This window comes from Streptomyces sp. CB02058 (assembly GCF_001905505.1).
GTDB lineage: Bacteria > Actinomycetota > Actinomycetes > Streptomycetales > Streptomycetaceae > Streptomyces.
Genome location: NZ_LIPG01000002.1, coordinates 999,134 through 1,016,709 on the forward strand (window position 1 = coordinate 999,134; position 17,576 = coordinate 1,016,709).

The following is a 17,576-nucleotide window of genomic DNA, read 5'->3' on the forward strand; positions in this document are numbered from 1 at the left end:
GGTACCGGGGCAGCCCCGGTACCCGCCCCGCCGGGCACGTCACATGCCGTACTTCTCCCGGGCCTCCTTGACCTTGGAGGCCGGGATCTCGCCACGGCGGGCCAGCTGGGCCAGCGCCGCGACCGCGACCGACTCGGCGTCGACGCCGAAGTGGCGGCGGGCGCCCTCGCGGGTGTCGGAGAGGCCGAAGCCGTCCGTGCCCAGCGAGGACCAGTCCTGCTCCACCCACTGGCTGATCTGGTCCGGGACCGCACGCATCCAGTCGCTGACCGCGAGGACCGGGCCGGGCGCGCCGGAGAGCGCCTGCGTCACGTACGGCACGCGCTCCTCACCGCGGAGCAGCGCCTCGTCGGACTCCAGCGCGTCGCGGCGCAGCTCGCCCCACGAGGTGGCGGACCAGACGTCGGCCGTGACACCCCAGTCGGCGGCCAGCAGCTCCTGGGCCCTGAGCGCCCAGTGGATCGCCGTGCCCGAACCGATCAGCTGGAGGCGCGGGGCGTCCGCGGACGCCGGCGTGCCCTCCTTGAAGCGGTACAGGCCCTTGACGATGCCCTCCTCGACGCCCTCGGGCATCGCGGGCTGCTGCTTCGGCTCGTTGTAGACCGTCAGGTAGTAGAAGACGTCCTCGGCGTCCGGGCCGTACATCCGGCGCAGACCGTCCTTGACGATCACCGCGATCTCGTACGCGAACGCCGGGTCGTAGTTGAGCGACGCCGGGTTCGTGGACGCGATCAGGTGCGAGTGGCCGTCCGCGTGCTGGAGGCCCTCACCCGTCAGCGTCGTACGGCCCGCCGTGGCGCCGACGATGAAGCCCTTGCCGAGCTGGTCGGCGAGCTGCCACATCTGGTCGCCGGTCCGCTGCCAGCCGAACATCGAGTAGAAGATGTAGAAGGGGATCATCGTCTCGCCGTGCGTCGCGTACGACGTGGCGGCGGCGATGAAGTCGGCCATGGCGCCGGCCTCGGTGATCCCCTCGTTGAGGATCTGGCCGTCCTTGGCCTCCTTGTAGTACATCAGCTGGTCGCGGTCGACCGGCTCGTACGTCTGGCCGAGCGGCGAGTAGATGCCGGCCGAGGGGAACAGCGACTCCATACCGAAGGTACGGGCCTCGTCGGGGACGATCGGAACCCAGCGCCTGCCGGTCTCCTTGTCCCGCATCAGGTCCTTCACCAGGCGTACGAACGCCATGGTGGTCGCCATCTCCTGCTTGCCGGAGCCCTTGTACAGGGCCTTGAAGGCACGCTCCTCGGGCTCGGGCAGCGCCACCGCGTGCACCCGGCGGGCGGGGGCCGGACCACCGAGGGCGGCACGGCGCTCCTGGAGGTAACGGACCTCGGGGGAGTCGGCGCCGGGGTGGCCGTAGGGGACGAGACCGTCCTCGAAGGCGCTGTCGGGGATCGGGAGGCCGAGCAGCTCGCGCATGCCCTTGAACTCGTCGATCGACAGCTTCTTCATCTGGTGGTTGGCGTTCTTGGACTCGAAGCCCTTGCCGAGCGTGTAGCCCTTGACCGTCTGGGCCAGGATCACGGTCGGCGCGCCCTTGTGCTCGACGGCCGCGCGGTAGGCCGCGTACACCTTGCGGGCCTCGTGGCCGCCGCGGGAGCTGTAGAAACACTCGGCGATCTTCGCGTCGCTGAGGAGTTTCGCGAGCTCGGCGAGGGCGGGCTCGGCGCCGAAGAAGTGCTCACGGATGTAGGCCACGTCGCGCGTCGCGTACGTCTGGAACTGCGCGTCCGGGACCTCGCGGAGCCGGCGGATCAGCGCGCCGGTGGTGTCCAGCTGGAACAGCTCGTCCCAGGCGTTGCCCCAGAGCGTCTTGATGACGTTCCAGCCGGCGCCGCGGAAGGCGCCTTCCAGCTCCTGGACCACGCGGAAGTTGGCGCGGACCGGGCCGTCGAGGCGCTGCAGGTTGCAGTTGATGACGAAGGTCAGGTTGTCGAGCTGCTCACGGGCCGCGAGGGCGAGGGCCGCGGTCGACTCGGGCTCGTCCATCTCGCCGTCGCCCAGGAAGGCCCAGACGTGCGAGTTCGACGTGTCCTTGATGTTGCGGTTCGCGAGATAACGGTTGAAGCGCGCCTGGTAGATCGCCGAGAGCGGGCCGAGGCCCATCGACACCGTGGGGAACTCCCACAGCCAGGGCAGCCGCCGCGGGTGCGGGTAGGACGGCAGGCCGTCCCCGCCCGACTCCTGGCGGAAGTTGTCGAGCTGCTGCTCGCTGATGCGGCCGTCGAGGAAGGCGCGGGCGTAGATGCCGGGCGAGGCGTGGCCCTGGATGTAGAGCTGGTCGCCGGAGCCGTCACCTTCCTTGCCGCGGAAGAAGTGGTTGAAGCCGGTCTCGTAGAGCCACGCGGCGGAGGCGAAGGTGGCGATGTGCCCGCCGACGCCGTACCGGGCTCCCCGGGTGACCATCGCGGCCGCGTTCCAGCGGTTCCACGCGGTGATCTTCGATTCCATCTCCAGGTCGCCGTCGAACGCGGGCTCGGCGGACGTCGGGATGGTGTTGACGTAATCGGTCTCCAGCAGCTTGGGCAGCGCGATACCGGCGCCCTCCGCGTGCTGGAGCGAACGCCGCATCAGGTACGCGGCGCGGTGCGGGCCCGCGGCCTTGGTGACGGCGTCCAGGGAGGCCGCCCACTCGGCGGTCTCCTCGGGGTCGCGGTCCGGGAGCTGGTCGAGCTCGCTCGGAAGCTTTGCTACGGGGTCGGTCATGATCGCCGCCTTCCGGAGTGGGAGGGGGTGGAGAAGGCCCTGACTGGCAGGACAGGGCGATCGGGCCGGTGGGCCCGCGAATGAACTGTAAGTCGCCGATCGATGATCGATCAAAGGGTGAAGGGGAAAACTTCTCGATATGAAGAAAAGTGGCATGCGGTGCCTCGAATCGGGGCACGGAGTGACGGGATCAACGGGGTGAAACGGGCACTGACCTGCACGGTCGAGCGCCCGGCGCCGCAGATGGGCGCACCCGTCCGGGCCCGGTCCTCAGGCGCGCGGCGCGCATCCCAGGACGTGTTGCTTCACCAGCACGGAGATCTGCGGATCCCGCCGCAGGAACGCCTCGATCAGCGCCTCGTGCTCCTCCGCGTACGACTTCTGCACCGTGCCCAGCCAGCGGATCGACAGGGCCGTGAACACCTCGATGCCCAGCCCCTCCCAGGTGTGCAGCAGCACGGCGTTCCCCGCGGCCCGCACCATCTCCCGGTGGAAGGCCACCGTGTGCCGCACCTGCGCCTCGCCGTCGGCCAGCCGGTCCGCCTCGTACAGGGCCGTCACATGCGGGGTCAGCGCCGAGCAGTCCTCGGCGAGGGACGGGGCCGCCAGCTCCGCCGCGATCTGTTCCAGCCCGGCCCGTACGGGATAGCTCTCCTCCAGATCGGCCGCCGTGAGATTGCGTACCCGCACGCCCTTGTTGGGCGCCGACTCGATCAGCCGCAGCGTCTCCAGCTCGCGCAGCGCCTCGCGCACGGGCGTCTGGCTGACCTCCAGCTCGGTGGCGATACGCCGCTCCACGATCCGCTCGCCCGGCTTCCAGCGCCCGCTGACTATCCCTTCCACGATGTGCTCGCGGATCTGTTCGCGCAGCGAGTGGACGACGGGCGGGGTCATGAGGAGCTCCTTCGAGGGCGAACCGGTGCTGCCCGCGCCGACACGGTGGCCGGGAGATGACCGGTGGTGTCTAGACAATACGGCGGCGCCCCCGTCCGGAAGTGTTCCGGACGGGGGCGCCGCTGGTGAGGCTGGTTACAGCTGTACGGCTCAGAGGCCGAGCTCGACCTCGAACTCGCCGGCCTCGAGGATCGCCTTGACCGTGGTCAGGTAACGGGCGGCGTCCGCGCCGTCCACCAGACGGTGGTCGTAGGAGAGCGAGAGGTACGTCATGTCGCGGACGCCGATGACGGTGCCCTCGGCGGTCTCGATGACGGCCGGACGCTTGACGGTGGCGCCGATGCCCAGGATGGCTGCCTGGTTCGGCGGCACGATGACCGTGTCGAACAGCGCACCGCGCGAACCGGTGTTGCTGACCGTGAAGGTGGCGCCGGACATGTCGTCCGGGGTGAGGCCGCCACCGCGGGCCTTGCCGGCCAGCTCGGCGGTCTTCTTCGCGATACCGGCGATGTTCAGGTCGCCCGCACCCTTGATGACCGGGGTCATCAGACCCTTCTCGGCGTCCACGGCGATGCCGATGTTCTCCGAGTCGAAGTACGTGATGGTGCCTTCGTCCTCGTTGATCCGGGCGTTGACGACCGGGTGGGCCTTCAGCGCCTGGGCCGCAGCCTTCACGAAGAACGGCATCGGGGACAGCTTGACGCCCTCACGGGCGGCGAAGGACTCCTTCGCCTGGTTGCGCAGCTTCATCAGCTTGGTGATGTCGACCTCGAGGACCGAGGTCAGCTGGGCCTGCGAGTGCAGCGCCTTCATCATGTTGTCGCCGATGACCTTGCGCATGCGGGTCATCTTGACCGTCTGACCGCGCAGCGGCGACGCCTCCAGCTTCGGCGCGGCCTTGGCCGCGGGAGCGGCGGCGGCCGGAGCCGGAGCGGCTGCGGCGGCCTTGGCGGCCTCCGCGGCGGCGACGACGTCCTGCTTGCGGATGCGGCCACCGACGCCGGTGCCCTTGACCGAGCCCAGGTCGACGCCGTTCTCGGCGGCGAGCTTGCGGACCAGCGGCGTGACGTACGCGCCGTCGTCACCGGTGGGCGCGGCCGGAGCGGCGGGAGCCGGAGCGGCGGCGACGGGAGCCGGTGCCGGGGCGGCCGGAGCCGGGGCGGCGGGAGCCGGAGCCGGAGCGGCCGGGGCGGGAGCCGGAGCGGCGGGGGCGGCCGGTGCCGGTGCCGGAGCGGCCGGGGCGGCCGGTGCGGGAGCCGGGGCGGCGGCGGGTGCCGGGGCGGCCGGTGCCGGAGCGGCGGCCGGGGCCGAGCCCGCGGCGCCGATGACGGCGAGCTTGGCGCCCACCTCGGCGGTCTCGTCCTCGCCGACGACGATCTCCAGCAGCACGCCGGAGGCCGGGGCGGGGATCTCGGTGTCGACCTTGTCCGTGGAGACCTCGAGCAGGGGCTCGTCCTCCGTGACCTCCTCGCCGACCTCCTTCAGCCAGCGGGTGACGGTGCCCTCGGTGACGCTCTCGCCGAGCGCCGGGAGGGTGACGTCGGTGCCGGAGGCACCACCGGCCGGAGCGGCGGCGGGAGCCGGAGCCTCGGCCGCGGGGGCCTCGGCGGGGGCCGGCTCGGCGGCCGGAGCCGCCTCGGCGGCGGGCGCGCCCGAACCGTCGTCGATGACGGCCAGCTCGGCGCCGACCTCGACGGTCTCGTCCTCGGCGACCTTGATGGAGGCCAGCACGCCGGAGGCGGGTGCGGGAATCTCGGTGTCGACCTTGTCGGTCGAGACCTCGAGCAGCGGCTCGTCGGCCTCGACGCGCTCGCCCTCGGCCTTCAGCCAACGGGTGACAGTGCCCTCGGTGACGCTCTCGCCGAGCGCCGGAAGGGTTACGGAAACCGACATGGTTTCAGTTGCTCCTTACGAAAGTGCGGAAGTGGTCGGTCGTCCCCGGGACTGGATCAGTCGTGGGAGTGGAGAGGCTTGCCGGCCAGGGCCAGGTGCGCCTCGCCCATCGCCTCGTTCTGCGTCGGGTGGGCGTGGATGAGCTGCGCGACCTCGGCCGGCAGCGCCTCCCAGTTGTAGATCAGCTGGGCTTCGCCGACCTGCTCGCCCATACGGTCACCGACCATGTGGACGCCGACCACGGCACCGTCCTTGACCTGGACGAGCTTGATCTCGCCCGCGGTCTTCAGGATCTTGCTCTTGCCGTTGCCCGCGAGGTTGTACTTGAGCGCGACGACCTTGTCCGCACCGTAGATCTCCTTGGCCTTGGCCTCGGAGATGCCGACGGAGGCGACCTCGGGGTGGCAGTACGTCACCTTCGGCACGCCGTCGTAGTCGATCGGCACGGTCTTGAGACCGGCCAGGCGCTCCGCCACCAGGATGCCCTCGGCGAAGCCGACGTGCGCGAGCTGGAGGGTCGGGGCGAGGTCGCCGACGGCCGAGATCGTCGGCACGTTGGTCTGCATGTACTCGTCGACGAGGACGTAGCCGCGGTCCATCGCGACGCCGGCCTCCTCGTAGCCCAGGCCCTGCGAGACCGGGCCGCGGCCGATCGCGACCAGCAGCACCTCCGCCTCGAAGGTCTTGCCGTCGGCGAGGGTGACACGCACGCCGTCCTGCGTGTACTCGGCCTTCTCGAAGAAGGTGCCGAGGTTGAACTTGATGCCGCGCTTGCGGAACGCGCGCTCAAGAAGCTTCGAGCTGTTCTCGTCCTCGACCGGGACCAGGTGCTTCAGGCCCTCGACGATGGTGATGTCGGTGCCGAAGGACTTCCACGCCGAGGCGAACTCGACGCCGATGACGCCGCCGCCCAGGACGATGGCGGACTTCGGCACGCGGTCCAGCTTCAGCGCGTGGTCCGAGGAGATGATGCGATTGCCGTCGATCTCCAGGCCGGGCAGCGACTTCGGCACGGAGCCGGTCGCGAGTACCACGTGCCGGCCCTGGATGCGCTGACCGTTGACGTCCACCGAGGTGGGCGACGAGAGCCGGCCCTCGCCCTCGACGTAGTGGACCTTGCGCGAGGCGATGAGTCCCTGGAGGCCCTTGTACAGGCCGGAGATCACTTCGTCCTTGTAGGCGTGGACGGCCTCGATGTCGATGCCCTCGAAGGTGGCCTTCACGCCGAACTGGCCGGCCTCGCGGGCCTGGTCGGCGATCTCGCCGGCGTGCAGCAGCGCCTTCGTGGGGATGCAGCCGTTGTGCAGGCAGGTGCCGCCGACCTTGCCCTTTTCGATCAGTGCGACGTCCAGGCCCAGCTGAGCTCCGCGCAGGGCCGCGGCGTAACCGCCGCTACCACCGCCGAGGATCACTAGGTCGAAAACGGTGCTGGCGTCGTTCGCCACGTCACGTCCTCCATGCATGTGCGCCGTACGCCGGGCCCCGTCGCTGGGGTGTGACCGGCCGGTCGGCTGGTGTTCGGCCGCTTGCGTTATTCGGCCCTGTGGTGGGGGCCCTGTCCTGCCGAGAACCCATCTTCGCACTTGTTGCGGGCGGACGGGACGCGGGCCCCTGCTCCGGGCACGACAAAGACCGGCCCCGCACGGTTACCGATGCGTACAGATTTCCGGAAAAAAGCCGGTCGGGGCCACTGGGGTGAACGCCCACGGCCCCGGACGTATGCCCGGGGCCGTGCACGACGCGCGAACGCCGTGAGCGAACGCACGCGGAGACCGCGCGAACGCAGGGGCGCGGGTCAGCCGAGGTCGCCGGCCGCGGTGCGCTCCGCCAGCCGCACCAGGGTGCGGACGGCCGATCCGGTGCCGCCCTTCGGGGTGTAGCCGTAGGGTGCGCCCTCGTGGAAGGCCGGGCCCGCGATGTCCAGGTGTGCCCAGGCGATGCCCTCGCCCACGAACTCCTGGAGGAACAGACCGGCCACCAGGCCGCCGCCCATCCGCTCGCCCATGTTGGCGATGTCGGCTGTCGGGGAGTCCATGCCCTTGCGCAGGTCCGCGGGGAGCGGCATCGGCCAGGACGCCTCGCCGACCTCCTCGGCGATCTCGTGGACCGACGTACGGAACGCGTCGTCGTTGGACATCACGCCGAAGGTGCGGTTGCCCAGGGCGAGGACCATCGCGCCGGTCAGGGTCGCCACGTCGACGATCGCGTCCGGCTTCTCCTCGGAGGCGCGGGTCAGCGCGTCCGCGAGGACGAGCCGGCCCTCGGCGTCGGTGTTGAGGACCTCGACGGTCTTGCCGCTGTACATGCGCAGCACGTCACCCGGGCGGGTCGCGTTGCCGGACGGCATGTTCTCGGCGAGCGCCAGCCAGCCGGTCACGTTGACCTGGAGGCCGAGGCGGGAGGCCGCGACGACGGCGGCGAACACGGCGGCGGCGCCGCTCATGTCGCACTTCATCGTCTCGTTGTGCCCGGCCGGCTTCAGCGAGATGCCGCCCGAGTCGTAGGTGATGCCCTTGCCGACCAGGGCGAGCGTCTTCTCCGCCTTGGGGTGGGTGTAGGCCAGCTTGACCAGGCGCGGTCCGTGCGTGGAGCCTTGGCCGACGCCGAGCAGACCGCCGTAGCCGCCCTTGACGAGCGCCTTCTCGTCCAGCACCTGGACCTTGATGCCGTGCTCCTTGCCCGCGGCGGTGGCCACGGCGGCGAAGGACTCGGGGTACAGGTCGTTCGGCGGGGTGTTGATCAGGTCGCGGGCCCGGTTGATCTCCTCGGTGACCGCGACGGCACGCTCGGCGGCGGCCTTGAACGCCTTGTCGCGCGGCTTGGCGCCGAGCAGGGCGACCTCGGCCAGCGGCAGCTTCGCGTCGTTCCTGGCGGACTTCGCGGCCTTGGGGGCGAGCTTGTTCTCGCCGCCCTGGTAGGCGGTGAAGGCGTACGCACCCAGCAGGGCGCCCTCCGCGACGGCCCCGGCGTCCTCGGCGGACTCCGTCGGCAGCGCGAAGCCGGCCTTCTTCGAACCCTTCAGCGCACGCGCGGCGCTGCCCGCGGCACGGCGCAGCGCTTCGGCGTCGTAGGCGTCGTCCTTCGCCGGGACCTGACCGAGGCCGACCGCGATGACGACCGGGACCTTGAGGCCGGACGGCGCGGGGAGCTTGGTCACTTCGCCCTCGGCACCGGAGGCGCCCAGGGTCTCCAGGACGGTGGCGAGCTTTCCGTCGAACGCCTTGTCCACGGCCTCGGCGCCCGGTGCGACGACCAGGCCTTTGGCGCCCTTGGCGATGCCGACGACGAGTGCGTCGGCGCGCAGCGTCGCCGCACCTGAGGTGCTGAGAGTGAGAGCTGTCACGGTGGTGAATTCTCGCTTCCGTAGAGTGATGTGCCGGTCGAGGGGTGGGCCGACCGTGCCCGGCGCATCGTAGACGCCGCCGCAATGTGCCGGGAATGAGCCTACGCGCGCCCGTGCGCCCGGCTCACGGGGGCAGGCCGTCCGGGGCATCCGGGCGTGTGTCTGCCGCCCTCCGGGCCGGGCCCGGAAAGGCTCCTGACCCGGCGACAGGGGCCCTGCCCGGGGGCAGGGCCCGCCGGCCCGGTGACGAGGCCCTCGCCGGCCGGGTGACAGGTCCTCTCCGGCCCGGTGCCGAGCCCCTCCTAGCCGAGCGTCAGGGCCAGCAGGGCCGCCGTGGCCGCCGTCTCCTCCAGCGCTCCGAACACATCGCCCGTCACCCCGCCGAAGCGCCGTACGCAGTGACGCAGCATCAGCTGCGCGGCCGCGACGCCCGCGAGGGCGGCGGCGCCGTGGTGCAGCGCGCCGCCGGGACCGCCCAGCAGCGCGCCCGCCCCCGCGCAGCACACGGCCACCGCGAGGGCGACGCCACCCGCGCCGGCCGGCGGCACGGTGCCCGCCACCGCCGCGCCGAGTCCTTCCGGCCGGGCGGGCGGGACGCCGCGGCGCGAGGCCAGTGTGAGCGCGAGCCGGGCCGTGACGGCGGCGGTGACCGTGCCCAGGGCGCCCTCGGCCCAGCCCCGGCCGTACAGTTCGAAGAGCGCGGCGGTCTGGGCCAGCAGCACGAACAGGAGGGTGATCACGCCGAACGGGCCGATGTCCGACTGCTTCATGATCCGCAGCGCGTCCTCGGCGGGCTTGGCGCTGCCGAGCCCGTCGGCGGTGTCCGCGAGCCCGTCCAGGTGGAGCCCCCTGGTGAGTGCGGCGGGAAGGGCGGCGGATGCCACCGCCGCCAGCAGCGGCCCCGAACCGCCGAGCAGGAGCAGCACCCCCGGTACGGCGGCGAGCAGCCCCACGGCCAGCCCGGCGAGCGGGGCGCACAGCATGCCCGCGCGGGCGGCCTCGCGGTCCCAGCGGGAGACGTGGACGGGCAGCGCGGTCAGGGTGCCGAAGGCGAAACGTATGCCGTGGATGTTCAGGGAGGTCACGGCGCGCAGGCTAACCGGTGCTCCTCCGCGCTAGATTGTGCGAAGCGTCCCAAAAGCCTCATAAGTGACGGTCGGGCGGAGGTGGCATGGGTCACTGGTTCCAGGACAACATCGTCGAGCCGGGCAAGCTCCCGCTGCTGCTCGCCCTGAGCGCCTTCGTGCTGACCTTCGCCATCACCCGGATGGTCACCCGGATGATCAGGGCCGGCAAGGGGCCGTTCCGCAACATCACGCCGGGCGGTGTGCACGTCCACCACGTGGTGCCCGGCGTCGTGCTCACCGTGGTCGGCGGCTTCGGCGCGGTGGCGAGCGGGCAGCACAGCGTCGCCGCCGCGATCCTCGCCGTGGTCTTCGGGGTGGGCGCTGGCCTGGTCCTCGACGAGTTCGCGCTGATCCTGCATCTCGACGACGTGTACTGGACCGAGGAGGGCCGCCAGAGCGTGGAGGTCGTCGTCCTCACCGCCTCGCTGGTCCTGCTCGTGCTCGCGGGCTTCTCACCGTTCGGCGTGGACGAGCTGAGCGGCCAGCAGGAGCAGAACCGGCTGACGGTCGTCCTGACCTACGTCCTCAACTTCGTCTTCGTGCTGATCGCCCTGTTCAAGGGCAAGGCCCGGATGGCGGTCATCGGCACCCTCGTCCCGTTCGTCGCGCTGATCGGAGCGCTCCGGCTGGCCAGGCCCGCCTCGCTGTGGGCGAAGCGCTTCTACCGCCGCCGCCACCGGGCCCGCGCCAGGGCGGTGCTGAGGGCGTATCACCACGACGTGCGCTGGGCCGGGCCGCGACGCCGGTTCCAGGACATCATCGGCGGGGCCCCGGACCGGGCACCGCTGCCGGGGCCCCGCCCCGGCAGCGGTCCCTGAACCGTGGTCAGGCCCGGGGCTCGGAGGGCTCGGGGGAGGCCGACGGCTCCTCGGGCTCCGGTGACTCCTCGGGCTTCTCCGGCTCCTCGGCCGCGCGCTCGGGCAGCTCTGCCGCCAGCGCCGCCGCGGCCTGCACGAGCGGCAGCGCCAGCAGGGCGCCGCTGCCCTCGCCCACGGTCACCCCGTGGTCGAGGAGCGGGGTCAGCGCCATCCTGTCCAGCGCCTTCACCTGCGCCGGCTCCCCGCTGAGCTGACCCGCGAGCCACCAGTCCGGTGCCCGGAAGGCCGCCCGCTGGGCCACCAGCGCACAGGCCGCCGAGACCACGCCGTCCAGCACCACCGGCATCCTGCGCACCGCGCTCTGCAGCAGGAACCCGGTCATGGCCGCGAGATCCGCCCCGCCCACCGCGGCCAGCAGTTCCAGCTGGTCACCGAGGACCGGCCTGGCCCGCCGCAGGGAGTCCCGGACCGCCGCGCACTTGCGCATCCACGCCAGGTCGTCGATGCCGGCGCCGCCGCGCCCCGTCACGACCGAGGCGTCCGTACCGCACAGGGCCGCGATCAGGGTCGAGGCCGCCGTCGTACCGCCGACGCTGATGTCACCCAGCACCACCAGATCGGTGCCGGAGTCGGCCTCCTCGTCGGCGATGCGGATGCCGAGACGTACGGCCGCCTCGGCCTCCTCGGCCGTCAGCGCGTCCTCGACGTCGATCCGCCCGCTGCCGCGCCGCACCCGGTCGCGTACGACGGACTCGGGCAGCAGCTCCGGGTCGCAGTCCAGGCCGGCGTCCACGATCCGCACGGGCACGGAGAGGCGGCGGGCCAGCACGGCGACGGGGCTGGCGCCGTCCAGCACGGCCCGCACCAGCTCGTGAGCGGACCCCGCGGCCCGGCCGGACACCCCGAGCTCCGCCACCCCGTGGTCACCGGCGAAGAGCACGACGCGCGGCCGGTCGACCGGCTTCACCGGGACCGCCTGCTGGGCGGCCGACAGCCATTCGCCCAGCTCGTCGAGGCGGCCGAGGGCGCCGGACGGAACGGTCAGCCGCTCCCGCCGTGCCTCGGCATCACGCCGTACGCCCCCGTCGGGGCGCTCGATCAGGTCGGAGAAGTCGTCCAGATTCACGGGGGTCTGCCTCGCGGGTCGGCGCTAGGTGGGACGGAACCCGCCGGGGGGCTCCTCTGCGGAACAGTACCCGGCGCTCCTTTCCGCGTCCCCGGCCCCGCACCCGCCCGCCGATCAGCCCCGCAACACCAGGGCCTGCCCCGCGACCACGAGCAGGACGTGCTCGCACTCCGCCGCGAACGCGGCGTTCAGACGGCCCAGTTCGTCCCGGAAACGCCGCCCGGAGGCCGTCGCGGGCACCACACCCGAGCCGGTCTCGTTGGTCACGGCGACGACCGTACGACGCGTTCCGCGCACCGCCCGGACCAGCTCGGCGACCCGTTCGCGCAGCTTCTCCTCGCCGCCGTCCGCCCACTGCCCGTCGTCCCACGCCCCGACCCTGTCCATCGCGTCCGTCAGCCACAGCGACAGACAGTCGATCAGGAGCGGAGGACCGTCCTCCTCCAGCAGACCCGCCAGCTCGCACGTCTCCTCGGTGCGCCAGGCGGCGGGCCTGCGCTCCCGGTGGAGTCCGATCCGGGCCTCCCACTCGCCGTCGCCCTCGCGGCGGCCGCCCGTCGCGACGTACACCACCTCGGGGAAGGTCTCCAGGCGCTGTTCGGCCTCCACCGACTTGCCCGACCGGGCGCCGCCCGTCACCAGCGTGCGCCGGGGCACCTCCGGCACCGCGTGGTAGGCGCCCACCGGCAGCGTCGTCCCGTCCGGCACGGCCCGCGCCCCACCCGCGGCGAGACGCCGGTCCAGCTCCGCGCCCGGGGGCGCGTCATGGTCCAGATGTACGGCGATCACCTCGGTGGCCGCCCCGACGGCGTCCACCGCCCGCAGTCTCGCCACCGCGTCCGGCCGCGCGACCACATCGCACACGACCATGTCGTACGGCTCCGCCACCGGGTCGGCCAGACCCGCGGGGGAGGCCCCGGGCGGCAGGTAGAGCAGGCGCTCGCCGTCCGGCGACGTCACCTCGTACCCCGTGCCCGGGGCGTCCATCGCCAGCGCCCGCACCCGGTGCCCGCTGATCAGCGTCAGCTCCTGGCCGTCCGGAATCCGCCCCGCGGGCGGCAGCGAGGCGGGCAGCTCCATCGCGGGCCCGTCGTGAGGGTGGGTCAGCAGCACCTGCCGCACGGCCGCGAGCGAACGGCCCGCGCGGGCCGCGGCGAACACGGCGCCCGGGGTGAGATCCAGCAGCAGCGCGTCGTCGACGAGCAGCGCGGTCGCCGCGCGCGCCCGCGCACCACGGGAGGACGCGCAGACGGCGCAAGGGCAGTCGGGCCGCGGAAGGCCGTCGGGGGCTCCGGTGCCGAGCAGAGTCAGTTCCACGTGTCGATCCTCCCGTGTCCATGAACCACCTGCGCGCCCGGGACACCCACTAGTCTTCGGGGAGCAACGTGACCCAGGAGGCGGACATGGCGTGGACGTGGCGGTTCGAGAAGTCCGACGGTACGGAGACGGAGCCGGCGCTGCAGCCGGAGGAGTTCACGACCCAGGGCGACGCGGAGTCCTGGATCGGTGAGTTCTGGAAGGAGCTCCTGGAGGGCGGCGCGGACCAGGTGACGCTCTTCGAGGACACGACGAAGATCTACGGCCCGATGAGCCTCCAGGCCGACTGAGGCCGCCCGGCCCGCCCGCGCCCCCGCGCCCGGGCGGGCCACGGCCCTGTCGCCGCCCCGCCCCCGGCCGGCTCTCAGATCTCGCCCAGGGTGACGTCGGCCTTCTTCTGCGAGTCCCCCCGCCGGTAGGTCACCTCGGCCTTGTCGCCCGGATCCGAGCCCGCCAGGGCCTCCGAGAGCGAGGTGATCGTCGTGATCCTGTCGTCGCCGATCCGGGTGATGACGTCCCCGACGCGCAGGCCCGCCTTCTCGGCGGCCCCGCCGTCCTCGACGCTCACGATCGCGACACCGGCCGGCCGGTACTCGTCGTCGACGACCGTGCGGCCGGTGATGTTCAGCCCCGCCCGGCCCGAGTCGGTCACCTTCCCGGACTCGATGATCTGGTCGGCGACCGTACGCACCATCGACACCGGGATGGCGAAGCCGATCCCGGGTGCCGCGCTGCCGCCCAGCTGAGGGTCCGTCGCCGCGAGGGTCGGGATGCCGATCACCTCGCTGTCGAGGTTCACCAGGGCCCCGCCGCTGTTGCCCGGGTTGATGGCCGCCGAGGTCTGCACCATGTCGACGAGCGTCGCCCCGGTGCCGCCGCCCGAGCTGCTCTCGCTCACGGTCCGGCCCACGGCCGACACGATGCCCTGGGTGACACTGCTGGAGAGGCCGAGGGGTGAGCCCATGGCCAGGACGATCTGCCCCACGTCGACCTTCTCGGTGTTGCCGAACTTCGCGGCACGCAGCCCCTCGGGCACGTCGTCGAGCTTGATGACGGCGAGGTCCTGCGCCGGGTAGGCGGAGACCAGGGAGGCCTTGAGTCCCTGCTCGCCGGTGGCGACGCTGACGTCGAAGGTCTTCTCCTTGCCCACCACGTGGGCGTTCGTGACGATATGGCCCTTGTCGTCGTAGACGATGCCCGAGCCGAGCCCCTCGCCGGCTCCGACCTGCACCACGGAGGGCAGCACGTCCCTGATCACGCTCCGGTACTGCTGCTCCAGATCGCCCGTGGCCCGGGCAGCCGCCTCCTGGCGCACCGGGGCGGCGGAAGGGACGGGGGCCGGTGCCGCGCAGCCGCCCGCGAGGGCGATGGCGCAGAGACCGGCGGCCAGGGGGGTGAGCGAGCGGCGTACCCGGCTGCGGGGAGGGGATGCGTCCATGCCCGGAGTATCGCCAGGCCGTGCCGCGGACGGCCTGCGCTGCTGGGCCGATCAGGCGTACGGTCCCCGCCGTGTCAGCCGCGCACCCCGCACAGGTGCAGCAGCGCGGCGACCCCGCGGTACGGATCGGTCCGCCCCGCACGGTCCTCGGCCGCGTAGACCCGGGCCAGCTCCTCGGGGCCGGGCAGCTCCGCGTCGTTGCTCACGTTGTCCGTGAAGACCCGCACGCCGTACCAGGCGTGCAGCGGAGCGGCGATCCCCGCGAGCGTGGACCGCAGGGCGTCGAGCCGGTCCGCCCGGACGTCGAGTCCGAGCCTGTTCGTGTACGTGTCCGTGTCGAACGCCGCGAGGGCCGCGCCGAAGTCGCCCGCCGTCCCCGGCCGCATCGCGAGCGCGTCCGCGTTCCGTACGAGCAGGGAGAGCAGCCCGCCGGGTGCCAGCATCCTGGCCAGGCCGGCCAGCATCGGATCGGGCTCGGGGACATACATCAGTACGCCGTGGCAGAGCACCACGTCGAAGCTGCCCGGCAGGAAGTGCACCCCGGTGTCGCGGCCGTCGCCCTCGATGAGCCGGACCCGCTCCCGGATGCCCTCCGGCTCGCCCGCGAGCGCCGCCCGCGCCGAGCTCAGCATCTCGCCGTCGGACTCCAGGCCCGTCACGGAGTGGCCGGCCCGCGCCAGCCGCAGTGCCTGCGTGCCCTGGCCCATGCCGACGTCGAGCACCCGCAGCCGCTGCCCCACGGGGAAGCGCGCGGCTATCTGCTCGTCGAGCTGCCGGGCGACGAGCTCCTGGCGGACCGCGTTGCGCAGTCCGCCGAGCCCGTCCAGCCACTGCGAGGAAACCCCCGTGAAGCCGGAGGTCTCCGTGCTCAGGGCCGCTCTCCGCGCTTGACCTGCGGCTTGGGCAGACGCAGCCGGCGCATCTGGAGCGTACGCATCAGGCCGTAGGCCACCGCGCCGCGCTTCGGGGTGTCGGGGAAGCGCTGGGCCAGCTGCTTCCTCAGCCGGAGGCCGAGGCCGATGGAGTCGACGACGATCAGCACGATCACGCCGAGCCAGAGCAGCAGCGAGATGTTCTGGATGTTCTGCACCTGGATCACGCTGAGGATCAGGATGATCACCGCGAGCGGGAGGAAGTACTCCGCGATGCAGAAGCGCGAGTCCACGAAGTCGCGGACGTAACGCCGCACGGGACCCTTGTCACGCGCCGGCAGATAGCGCTCGTCGCCCGAGGCGAGTGCCTCGCGCTGCCTCGCCATGTCCGCGCGGCGCGCTTCGCGCTGCCGCCTCGCGGCCTCCTTGCGATCGGTCGGCGCACCACTGGAGGCACGCCTGCGCTGCGTCTGGGCCTCGCTGCGCTTCGGGGTGGGGCGACCCTTGGGAGCCTGAGGGTCGCGGGGCTGCTTGGAGAGGTCCGCCGTCACCTTGCCGGTGGGGGCCTTCTCTTCCTTGGAACGGCTACGGAACACAAAACCCAAGGGTACGGGGTCGGCCGCGGCAACCGAGGACCGGCCGGGAACGATCCGGCAACGGCCTGCGTCCTGAAAAGTGTCCCGACAGGGGCAGAACGGACGTCACCCCTGGTTTCCCCGAGGTTTCTCTACTCCCTGCGCGGGAGCGGTCACCGGTGGCAGTCGTCCTTGGGGAGGAGCACATCCGTGCTCGAACAGTGCGGTAATGGAGACAGGGCCCGTACTGTGGGTTCTGTTGGAGTGCTGGAGCTCAGTTACGTCAGAAGGGGGCGCGCGAAGCCCATGAGCGGTGTCATGAAGCGTATGGGGATGATCTTCCGCGCGAAGGCAAACAAGGCCCTGGACCGGGCCGAGGATCCGCGCGAGACCCTCGATTACTCGTACCAGAAGCAGCTCGAACTGCTTCAGAAGGTACGCCGCGGCGTCGCCGACGTGGCGACCTCGCGCAAGCGCCTGGAGCTGCAGCTGAACCAGCTGCAGGGACAGTCGTCCAAGCTCGAGGACCAGGGACGCAAGGCACTCGCGCTCGGCCGCGAGGACCTGGCCCGTGAGGCGCTGTCGAGGCGCGCCGCCCTCCAGCAGCAGGTCACCGACCTGGAGACGCAGCACCAGACGCTGCAGGGCGAGGAGGAGAAGCTCACTCTCGCGGCCCAGCGGCTCCAGGCCAAGGTCGACGCCTTCCGTACCAAGAAGGAGACCATCAAGGCCACCTACACCGCCGCCCAGGCCCAGACCCGTATCGGCGAGGCGTTCTCAGGCATCTCCGAGGAGATGGGCGACGTCGGCCTCGCGATCCAGCGGGCCGAGGACAAGACCCAGCAGCTCCAGGCCCGCGCGGGAGCCATCGACGAGCTGCTGGCCTCCGGCGCCCTCGACGACCCGTCCGGCACGGCGAAGGACGACATCGCCGCCGAGCTGGACCGGATCTCCGGTGGTACGGATGTAGAGCTGGAACTGCAGCGCATGAAGGCCGAACTGGCCGGCGGTTCCGCAGGGCAGCAGCAGGCCATCGAGGGCGGTGCGCAGGACGCGGCACCGCAGTCGCAGCAGTCCCCGCACAAGTTCGACAAGCAGTGAGGGCGGCGTCATGATCGTACGGATCATGGGGGAGGGCCAGGTCAGCCTGGCCGACAGCCATGTCGCCGAGCTGAACGAGCTCGACGACATCCTCCTCGCGGAGATGGAGAGCGGTGACGGACCAGGCTTCCGCACCACGCTCCACGCGCTCCTGGACAAGGTGCGCGAGCTGGGCTCTCCGCTCCCCGACGACTCCCTGGAGCCGTCCGAACTGATCCTGCCGTCACCCGACGCCACGCTCGAAGAGGTGCGCTCCATGCTCCGCGACGACGGGCTGATCCCCGGCTGACGAGGCCTGTCCCGCTCCGCACTCCAGAAGGTGCCCCGCCCCGGTTCCGTCCGGTGCGGGGCACCGTGCCGTGA

At 72.0% G+C, this 17,576-nt stretch carries 15 protein-coding genes; 4 read left to right on the top strand and 11 right to left on the bottom strand.

What is annotated here, in order from left to right; genetic code table 11:
• Positions 1-39: 39 nt before the first annotated feature.
• From aceE to AMK10_RS11770, 6 genes are all read right to left on the bottom strand, one after another.
• Positions 40-2,709: a pyruvate dehydrogenase (acetyl-transferring), homodimeric type gene (gene aceE / locus AMK10_RS11745; RefSeq protein WP_073747615.1), complete on the bottom strand. Its 2,670-nt coding sequence runs from the start codon at positions 2,707-2,709 to the stop codon at positions 40-42.
• Between the two features lie 270 nt (positions 2,710-2,979).
• Positions 2,980-3,603, bottom strand: coding sequence for a GntR family transcriptional regulator (locus AMK10_RS11750; protein ID WP_073747616.1), 624 nt, complete (start codon positions 3,601-3,603; stop codon positions 2,980-2,982).
• 150 nt (positions 3,604-3,753) lie between these two features.
• Positions 3,754-5,496 (bottom strand): 2-oxoglutarate dehydrogenase, E2 component, dihydrolipoamide succinyltransferase, encoded by a 1,743-nt coding sequence (gene sucB, locus AMK10_RS11755; RefSeq protein WP_073747617.1) that lies wholly within the window; start codon positions 5,494-5,496, stop codon positions 3,754-3,756.
• Between the two features lie 56 nt (positions 5,497-5,552).
• Positions 5,553-6,941, bottom strand: a complete 1,389-nt coding sequence (lpdA, locus tag AMK10_RS11760) for a dihydrolipoyl dehydrogenase (protein WP_073747618.1) — start codon at positions 6,939-6,941, stop codon at positions 5,553-5,555.
• A 350-nt stretch (positions 6,942-7,291) separates the two neighbouring features.
• On the bottom strand, positions 7,292-8,839 hold the full coding sequence (locus AMK10_RS11765) for a leucyl aminopeptidase (RefSeq protein ID WP_073747619.1): 1,548 nt from the start codon (positions 8,837-8,839) through the stop codon (positions 7,292-7,294).
• A 302-nt stretch (positions 8,840-9,141) separates the two neighbouring features.
• A complete protein-coding gene (locus AMK10_RS11770; RefSeq protein ID WP_073747620.1) occupies positions 9,142-9,924 on the bottom strand; it encodes an adenosylcobinamide-GDP ribazoletransferase in 783 nt (260 codons plus the stop codon).
• Between the two features lie 86 nt (positions 9,925-10,010).
• Between AMK10_RS11770 and AMK10_RS11775 the strand changes: the two genes are divergently transcribed.
• On the top strand, positions 10,011-10,784 hold the full coding sequence (locus AMK10_RS11775) for a hypothetical protein (protein WP_073747621.1): 774 nt from the start codon (positions 10,011-10,013) through the stop codon (positions 10,782-10,784).
• Between the two features lie 7 nt (positions 10,785-10,791).
• Here AMK10_RS11775 and cobT read toward each other — a convergent pair whose 3' ends face one another.
• Positions 10,792-11,910 carry a nicotinate-nucleotide--dimethylbenzimidazole phosphoribosyltransferase gene (cobT, locus tag AMK10_RS11780; RefSeq protein WP_073747622.1) on the bottom strand — a complete coding sequence of 373 codons (1,119 nt, stop codon included), beginning with the start codon at positions 11,908-11,910 and terminating at the stop codon, positions 10,792-10,794.
• 114 nt (positions 11,911-12,024) lie between these two features.
• Entirely contained in the window at positions 12,025-13,227 is a 1,203-nt protein-coding gene (locus AMK10_RS11785) for a bifunctional adenosylcobinamide kinase/adenosylcobinamide-phosphate guanylyltransferase (protein ID WP_073747623.1), read from the bottom strand.
• Between the two features lie 86 nt (positions 13,228-13,313).
• Between AMK10_RS11785 and AMK10_RS11790 the strand changes: the two genes are divergently transcribed.
• Positions 13,314-13,517, top strand: a complete 204-nt coding sequence (locus AMK10_RS11790; protein ID WP_033300039.1) for a hypothetical protein — start codon at positions 13,314-13,316, stop codon at positions 13,515-13,517.
• 74 nt (positions 13,518-13,591) lie between these two features.
• Here the strand turns inward: AMK10_RS11790 and AMK10_RS11795 are convergent, their stop codons facing one another.
• The 3 genes from AMK10_RS11795 to AMK10_RS11805 all read right to left on the bottom strand — a co-directional run bounded on the left by AMK10_RS11795 (position 13,592) and on the right by AMK10_RS11805 (position 16,133).
• A complete protein-coding gene (locus AMK10_RS11795; RefSeq protein ID WP_073747624.1) occupies positions 13,592-14,665 on the bottom strand; it encodes a S1C family serine protease in 1,074 nt (357 codons plus the stop codon).
• 74 nt (positions 14,666-14,739) lie between these two features.
• On the bottom strand, positions 14,740-15,474 hold the full coding sequence (locus AMK10_RS11800; RefSeq protein ID WP_198959697.1) for a class I SAM-dependent methyltransferase: 735 nt from the start codon (positions 15,472-15,474) through the stop codon (positions 14,740-14,742).
• A 59-nt stretch (positions 15,475-15,533) separates the two neighbouring features.
• The gene (locus AMK10_RS11805) at positions 15,534-16,133 is read right to left on the bottom strand and encodes a DUF3043 domain-containing protein (RefSeq protein ID WP_073747626.1); all 600 of its coding nucleotides are present in this window, start codon (positions 16,131-16,133) and stop codon (positions 15,534-15,536) included.
• Positions 16,134-16,430: 297 nt separating this feature from the next.
• On the opposite strand from AMK10_RS11805, the gene AMK10_RS11810 reads away from it, so the two are divergent.
• Positions 16,431-17,213: a PspA/IM30 family protein gene (locus AMK10_RS11810; RefSeq protein WP_031093722.1), complete on the top strand. Its 783-nt coding sequence runs from the start codon at positions 16,431-16,433 to the stop codon at positions 17,211-17,213.
• A 10-nt stretch (positions 17,214-17,223) separates the two neighbouring features.
• Positions 17,224-17,502, top strand: coding sequence for a PspA-associated protein PspAA (gene pspAA / locus AMK10_RS11815; protein ID WP_073747627.1), 279 nt, complete (start codon positions 17,224-17,226; stop codon positions 17,500-17,502).
• Positions 17,503-17,576 lie beyond the last annotated feature (74 nt).